The sequence below is a fragment of the Brevundimonas sp. GW821-FHT12C05 genome (assembly GCF_058807475.1).
The window spans coordinates 260,125-268,007 of record NZ_JBXAQS010000004.1 but is presented as its reverse complement, the minus strand read 5'-3'; the positions used below and the strand labels follow the sequence as shown (position 1 = coordinate 268,007).

The window sequence follows — 7,883 nt, the reverse complement described above, 5'->3', positions numbered from 1 at the left end:
GACACGTCGATCCGGTTCACCGCCGAGGAGTAGTCGACCGTGTCGACCCCGGCGCCGCCGATGAACGTATCGGCTCCAGCCCCGCCGATCAGGGTGTCGTCGCCTTCACCGCCGTCGAGAATGTCCGCTCCGGCGCCGCCGAGCAGCGTATCGTTGCCGCCCAGACCGCGCAGGTCATCATCGCCCGCGAGCCCGCTCAGCCGGTTGTCGCCAGCGCTTCCGACGAGGTAGTCGGTGTTGATGCTGTTGGTGCCGATCAGGTTCTCGATGCCGGACAGGGTGTCGCCCTCCGCATCGGCGCCGCCGTAGGCCCGGCCCTGCTCAAGGTAGACAGCGATGCGATCAGGCGCCGAGGAGTAGTCGACCGTGTCGATCCCTTCGCCGCCGTTCAGCACATCGGCCCCAATCCCGCCGACCAGGACGTCGTCGCCTGCGCCGCCACGGATGTCATCCGCGAACGCCGTCCCTGTCAGCACATCATTGCCGGCCGTCCCCGTGAACAGCTGGCCGCCGCCGGCGCCCACGATCAGGGTGCCGTCCGAGAAGCGCAGGTACTCGACATTGGTCAGGGTGTCGGCGCCGTCCGGTCCCGTCACGGTGGTGGTCGCGCCGTTGGTCACGACGGTCGACTGGGCCATCGCGCCGCTGAACACCGCGGTGTCATTGCCCTGGCCGCCGTCGATCGTGTCATTGCCCGCGCCGCCGTTGATGACGTCGTCGCCGGCCAGACCGTTGATCACGTCCGCATTCGCCGTGCCGGCGAGGGTGTCGGCGTTCGCCGTACCGTCGATGGAGGTGGACTGGATCGCATTTCCCGCGATGTCGAACAGGCCGTTGGCGAACTGCAGGCGTTCGACGTTGGTCAGGGTGTCCGTGCCGTCCGGTCCGGCGACCGTGGTCACGCCGGCGCTGGTGCTGATCGTGTAGGCCGAACGGTCGCCCGAGAACACGGCGGTGTCGGTGCCGTCGCCGCCGTTCAGCGTGTCGTTGTCCCCCCCGCCGTTCAGGATGTCGTTGTCGGCCCCGCCGTTCAGCGTGTCCTTGCCGGCGCCCCCCGTCAGGAGATCCGCGCCCGCATCACCGTTCAGGGTCGATCCCGCCAGGACGATCGGCACGACGGCCTGGCCCGGGACGGACACATGCAGGGTGTAGCGCCCGCCGGCGGGCAGGTCGCGGGTGGTGAAGGTGGCGCCGTCCGGGCTGCTGGTCGCCCACTGCGCGACCTGGATGTAGTAGGTGCCGGCGACGAAGAAGGTGTAGTTCATCTGCGAATCTGTTGATTCGCCGTCGCGGACCGCGCCGTCATCGTTGCTGCTGAGCACGTTGCCGTTTTCGTCGAACAGACGCAGCGTCGAATCGAAGGTAGCGCCGTCGATATCGAACGAGACCGTAGCGCCGGCCTCGACCGTGAAGACGTAATACTCGACCCCGGCATGGGCGGTGGCCACGACCGTCGCATGCGGAATGGTCGTCGAGTTGACGATGTCGGATTGTTCCTTGAGGTCGAAGGCCCCGGCCAGGGAGACGGCGGTCGCGCGGGTCCCGTTCGTGGTGGCCTGCCCCTTGAGGATGTCGGGGGCGCCGGCCGTCTGGCCAGGCGCGCCGGCGAACAGCTGGTCGTCGCCGCCGCCGCCGCTGATGGTGTCCGCGCCGCCTCCGCCGCGCAGGACGTTGGCGTTGGCGTCGCCGGTGATGGTGTCGATGAAGGTCGAGCCGGTGACGTTCTCGATGCTGGAGAGGGTGTCGGAACCGGCCCCGCCGCTGGTCAGTCCCTCAGCCAGACTGACCGTGACGCCGGTCCCGGCGCCCGAATAGTCCGCCGTATCGATACCGTTGCCGCCGTTCAGAGTGTCGTTGCCCAGGCCGCCGACCAGGATGTCGGCGCCTTCGCCGCCGTTCAGGATATCAACGCCCGAACCCCCGTCGAGATAGTCGTCGCCGTCCAGGCCGTTGACGGTGTCGTTGCCGCCCAGGCCGCCGAGGGTGTCGCTGAAGGTCGTGCCCGAGATGGTCTCGTTGGTGGCGTCGCCGCCGACCATCAGGCCGCCGGTCGGCGCCGCCGCGATCCTCATGTCGGAGAACTGCAGGAACTCGACGTTGGTGATCGTCACCGCGGCCTGCCCCGCCGCCGTCACCGTGCCGACCCGACCGTTCCAAGTGATGGTGTAGCTGGACCGAGCGCCCGAGAAGACGACCGTGTCGCTGCCCAGACCGCCGTCGATCACGTCGGCCCCGCCGTTGCCGCGAATGAGGTTGTCGCCCGAGTTGCCGCGGATGGTGTCCGCGCCCGTGCCGCCGATGACGTTCTCGATCACCGCGCCCAGGGCGATCGAGACGTTGCCGATCATGCCGCCGACGCTCGAGAAGGCGCCCTGACGCAGGTCGATGACCTGGGCGACGGTGTAGCCCGAGAAGTCAAAGGTGTCCGTGCCCCCGGCGTCCCAGACGCAGAAGACCAGCGGGCTGGACGAGCTCGTGGCCGAGAACCACGGCATGCCGGCGTTGGAGTTGAAGCCGTAGGTGTTGTCGCCGGTCCGGGTGGTGGTGTTGGCGCCGTACAGGCGCTGGGCCGCGGCGATATCGTCCATCAGCGGCGCCGAGGCGAAATGCTGCGTTGAGTTCAGCACGAAATTACCGCCGGTCTCCTGCTCGGAGAAATAGCTCATCACCGTGTACTGGCGCGAATCCTCGAAATAGATCGCGTGCGGGCCATACAGGGTCTGTTGACCGGCGCTGGCGTTGTAGGCCGCCGGGTGACTGAGGCCGATGGCGTGGCCGATTTCGTGCAGCAGGGTCTGGGTGCCGTAATTATAGAGAACCGGCGCGGCGTTGTAGGACAGCGAGCTATTGACCCAGACATCCCCCTGGACGTCGGTCGCGTCCGTGAAACCTCCCTGTCGTGAACCCGGCAGATAGGCGAAGGCCGCCGCACCGGACTGCCCCGAAGAGTAGTTGCCGAACAGCATGGTCGCGTTGTTCGAATAGTTGCTTCCGGGGTCGGTGACCTGGGTGAAGGTGATGTTGGCGACATCGGACCAGGCCGCCAGCGACTGGAGGGTCGCGGCGATCTGCGCGGCGCTGAACTGACTGAAGCCGGAGGTGTCGCTCGGCATGGTCGGCGCGGACATGCGGAAAGCGAAAGTGACCGTAGCCGCCTGGCCCAGGCCCGTGGCCCAGCTGTTGTTGGTGCGGGTGATCTGGGTTCCGGCGTCGGTGATCGACAGCGAGGGCTTGTTGTTGCCGGAGCCGCCACGGTCGTCGCCGTTCACGATCGCGGCGAGACCGCCGCCGTCACCGTTTGAACTGGCGCCGTGGAAACGCATGCAGCATGCGCACGGCTGATAGCTGCCGACGTCGCCGAACGAGGAGCTCGACGTCTGCCCGCCGCCACCGCTTCCCCCTTGAGACTCTACAGGATCAAAGGCTTCGGAGAACCGGCTCGATTGGCTGACCGCCAGACGGTTGCTGAAGCTATCGAACATGCTGAGACCCACCCAACTAGGAAATGAAGAGGGTCACCGTAGCGTCGGACGAGAAAACAACAAGCGTCGGCATTCCATCGTTACTCAACGATGAGTGATCTGAAACGGCAGTTGCGGATATATCCGCACTCGACCCTATAGGGTCGAGCGGACGACACAGATGGCGACATCATCATCGACAGATGCGACCGCCTGGAAGACCGTGCGTTCCACGCCCGACAGTCTCGCCGCGCTGAGAATGCCGGAGTCGTAGGCGCGGGTGTCGAGGCCGATTCGCCGATGGTCGACGTGCACGGCGTCGGCGGGCGTATGTCCGTGGACGACGATTTTCTCGAACGCCGCATCGTCATCGAGGAAGGTTCGCCGCACCCACATCAGATCGCGCGGGGTCTGCTCGGCCAGGGTCTTCCCGGGCCGGGCGCCGGCGTGGGCGAAGAAGTAGTCGCCGACCATGATGCTCAGTTCGAGATTGTCGAGGAAGGCGCGTTCGACTGCCGTGACCCTGTGGTCAAGATCGCGGGAGACGGCGCGCCAGGCTTCCGCCCGGTGCTTCATGTCCGGCTCACGCAGGCCATAGGATTGCAGCGTCGCGCCGCCACCGTACTGGCACCACTCAAGACCGAAGGACGGATCGTCGAGGAACTTCAACATCGCCTCCTCGTGGTTGCCCTTCAGGAACCGCCACTCGACGCCGGCGTCGGTCGGCAGCCCGGCGAGATAACGAAGAACCTCCGCCGATGCCGGCCCCCGATCAATGTAGTCGCCCAGGAAGATCGCCATCGTTCGGTCAGGCGTCGATGCGGCGGCGTCGGCCATGATCGCCTCCACCAACGGCTGAAGCAGATCCAGTCTTCCATGAATGTCGCCGACGGCCCAGACGACAACACCCTCCGGCGCCATGGGCGTCGAAGGCGCGCGGACCGGGGCCGCGGCGGGTTTGCGCTGGAAGAGTCGGGAAATCATGAGCCTCGCTGTCACCGGGCGTCTTGGCTGATCATTGTGGTCAGGGTTCGGCCATCCGCCGACTTGCCGATCAGAAGAGGATCAGCCCCCGAAAACCGACCCGAAGTCGGCGTTGGCCTGCGCATAGTCGGGCGGGCGGCCGATGTCCATCCAGTAGCCCTCGGCGCGCTGCAAGCGGACCTTCAGCCCCTTGCGGATCATTTCGGCGAGCAGGGCTGGCATGTCATAGAAGGTATCGGCCGGAACCAGATCGAGCGCCTCCGGCGACAGCACATAGGCGCCGGCGCTGATGGTGTAGCTCTGGGTCGGCTTTTCATCGATCCGCACGACGGCCGCGCCCTCGGCGTTCACGACCCCGAACGGCACCTGCATCTGATAGTCGCGCACCACGACGGTCGCCTGGGCCTCGGATTGCAGGTGCGAATCCAGCACGTGGCTGTAGTCAGCCTGGGCGAGCACGTCCCCGTTGGTCACCACGAACGGTTCCGAGGGCGTCGGCAGCAGGCTGAGCGCGCCACAGGTTCCCAGAGGCTTGCTTTCCCGCAGGTAGCGGATGTTCAGTCCCGCCGCCGAACCGTCGCCGAAATGGGTTTCGATCTGTTCGGCCTTGTAGTTCACGGCCAGCCAGAAGTTCCGGAAACCCTGTCCTGACAGGTTGGTGACGATCGTGTCGAGGATCGGGCGCGATCCGACCTTGAGCATCGGCTTGGGCGTGTCGCGCGTCAGTTCCGCCAGGCGCTCTCCCTTGCCGCCGGCCATGATGATCACGGGGTTGGACCGGACGGGGATGTCGAGGAAATCGGCGGTCGTCGCCAGACCGACGACCCGACCGTCGCCATCGACGATCGGCAACTGCCTCAGGCTGTGCGCGCGCAGGGTCGCCAGCATGGTCGCCCGGTCCTCGCCCTCTCCGGCGCACACCGGGCTCCGGTTCACGGCCGATACCGCGGCGTCCTCGAGTCCCGCCCCGCGGATCAGGGCGCGCCGCAGGTCGCCATCCGACAGGGCGCCGATCAGCCGCCGGTCGCCGTCGACCACCAGGGCCATGCCCGCGCCGGTCGCGTCGATCGACTGCAGGGCGTCCCGGAAAGTCGCCTCCGGGCCGATCAGGGCCTTTTCCCAGTGCCGCATCAGGTCGTCCCCCGCCCGTCCGAAACGGGCTCCTCGATCGCATCGTCCGGCGCATAGTCGCGCTGCGCCGCCGTTCCGATCAACCGCCATTCCATCATGGGCGAAAGCCCGTCCGCGGGACGCTTGGCGGTCAGGGCGTCGGGAGTCAGCATCTCGCCCTGCCGGATCGGCCGCGCCGCCACCAGGGCGCGGCGGGCGATGGCCAGATTGCCCAGTTCGGCGACCGCCGGCGCCTTCTCCGGACGGCCCAGCGCGATCTCGACCTCGCGGATGGCGCGCACCATGGCGGCCAGTTCGTCGGGCTCCAGCGAGGCCGGATGGTCGGGTCCGGGACGGGTCCGGCTCAGGGTGAAATGCTTCTCGATCACGCAGGCGCCCCGCGCGACAGCGGCGACCGCGACGGTCTGTCCCAGACTGTGGTCCGAATAGCCGACCTTCAGGCCGAACGTCTCCGCCATGGTGGTCATGGCCCGCAGGTTGATGGCCTCCAGCGGCGCCGGATACTCGGTCGTGCAGTGCAGCAGGGTGACCTTGTCGCGCAGCGCGGCCTGCCCATCGGCGAAAGCCTGCTCCAGATCCCCCCGCCCCGTCGGATCACCATCGCGCGTCAGGCCGAAGGCGATCACGGCCAGGGCCTCGCGCACCTCGTCCAGCGTCGCCATGCCGGTCGAGACGATCAGTGGCGGCCCCACTCTGGCGGCGGCCAGAAGCATGGCTCCCCAGGTCAGATCGCCGGACGGAATTTTGATCGCGGGCATCTCCAGATCGGCCAGGAACGCCAGACTGCCCATGTCGAAGGCCGTGGACATGAACCGCACGCCTTTCGTCGCGCAACGGTCCGCCAGCACCCGGTGATCGTCCCGGCTCAGCGCCAGCTTGCGAACCATCTCCAGCTGGGTGCCGCCCTCGCCGGTGTTGGTCGCCTGATAGGCCGCCTTCATCGCGCGCGCGGTCAGCACCGCCTCGGGCTCGAAGGTCTGGAACTTGACCACGTCGGCCCCGGCCTCGGCGGCGACGTCGATCATGCGACAGGCGTCGTCCAGCGAGCCGTCGTGGTTCACGCCCGCCTCGGCGATGATCAGAACCGGATCAGACATGGGAGGTCTCGCCGTCGAAGAAGCGTTTGCGCAGCAGGGCGTCGCGCGGCGGCGCAGCGCGCAGGGCGTCCACGATCCGCGCCGAGCTTTGCCCGTCGCCGTAAGGATTATCGAAGCCGGAAACGTCGCCCGCCATGGCGCGGGCCAGGGCGGCGGTGATCGCCGCCGTCTCGCCCGGGCTATGCAGCACCGACGGGCCCGCCAGCCGTCCGGCCTGGCGCAGACCGACATCGACCGTGGGCGTTCGGACCGACGGCGCCTCCGCCAGCCCGCTGGAGGAATTGCCGACCACCGCGTCGCACGTCGCCAGCAGCGGCAGATAGGCCGAGCCCAGCGCGTCGTGCAGGCTGACGTTCGCCCGCCCCTCCGCGAAGGCGTCCAGCGCCGCATTGATCGCCACGCCGCCGGGATCGCTGTTGGGCCGGGTGATCCACAGCGCGACATCGGACAGCGGCGCCAGCGCGGCCAGCAAGGCCTCGAACTCGGCCAGCCCTCGGTCAGGCAGGGTCGTCACGGAGTGGAAGGTGACCAGCAGGTTGCGCGCGCCCAGCGGCCGCCCCAGCAGGGTCTCCAGCGCCGCGCGATCCGGCCGCGTTTCGCGCGTCAGCCGGTCGAGACCGGGGTTGCCGACCAGATGCACCCGATCCGGCGCCTCGCCCATCCGCACAACCCGGTCGCGGGCGTCGGCGTGGGTGACCAGATGCAGGTGCGACAGCTTGGTGATGGCGTGCCGGATGCCCTCGTCGATCGCGCCCTCGGTGACGTCGCCGCCGCCGATGTGCGCCACGGGGGTGCGCGTCAGCATCGCCGCCTGCACCAGGGCCAGGGTCTCGAACCGGTCGCCGAGGACCATCAGCAGATCAGGGGCCAGCCGTTCCAGCGCCTCCGTCGCCCCGGTCAAAGCCAGAGCGGTCGATCGGGCCAATGCCGACGGACCGTCGCCGGCCAGGTCCATCGGCACGCGGGCGTCGATCGCGAACCCGTCCGCCTCGATCTGGCGCACCGTCTCGCCGAAGCGCGGCTCCAGATGGGTCCCGGTGACCAGCAGTTGCAGCGACAGATCGGCGGCGGCGGCGATGTCGCGCATGGGCCAGTACAGCAGGCCGTAATCGGCCCGCCCGCTGGTCGCCACGCAGATCCGCCGTTTCCCCAACCGCTCCTCCATCCGACGAGGCGCTGGACGCCCGCCTTGGCTAACTGCTACCTGCTA

At 68.1% G+C, this 7,883-nt stretch carries 5 protein-coding genes; all 5 read right to left on the bottom strand.

The genetic code is table 11. The features are described from left to right. Positions 1-3,323: M10 family metallopeptidase C-terminal domain-containing protein (locus AC1RRF_RS14930; protein WP_492835907.1), on the bottom strand; the 3,323-nt coding region annotated here is incomplete at its 3' end. Positions 3,324-3,617: 294 nt separating this feature from the next. Then, complete coding sequence (locus tag AC1RRF_RS14925; protein WP_492835915.1) at positions 3,618-4,382, bottom strand: metallophosphoesterase family protein; 765 nt, start codon at positions 4,380-4,382, stop codon at positions 3,618-3,620. 144 nt (positions 4,383-4,526) lie between these two features. Continuing rightward, positions 4,527-5,576, bottom strand: coding sequence for a nucleotidyltransferase family protein (locus AC1RRF_RS14920; RefSeq protein ID WP_492835905.1), 1,050 nt, complete (start codon positions 5,574-5,576; stop codon positions 4,527-4,529). Continuing rightward, positions 5,576-6,673, bottom strand: a complete 1,098-nt coding sequence (gene neuB, locus AC1RRF_RS14915) for an N-acetylneuraminate synthase (protein WP_492835903.1) — start codon at positions 6,671-6,673, stop codon at positions 5,576-5,578. The genes AC1RRF_RS14920 and neuB overlap by 1 nt, the downstream gene beginning before the upstream one ends. Beyond that, positions 6,666-7,805, bottom strand: a complete 1,140-nt coding sequence (gene neuC, locus AC1RRF_RS14910) for a UDP-N-acetylglucosamine 2-epimerase (RefSeq protein ID WP_492835901.1) — start codon at positions 7,803-7,805, stop codon at positions 6,666-6,668. Before neuC ends, neuB begins: the two co-directional genes overlap by 8 nt. Positions 7,806-7,883: the final 78 nt, after the last annotated feature.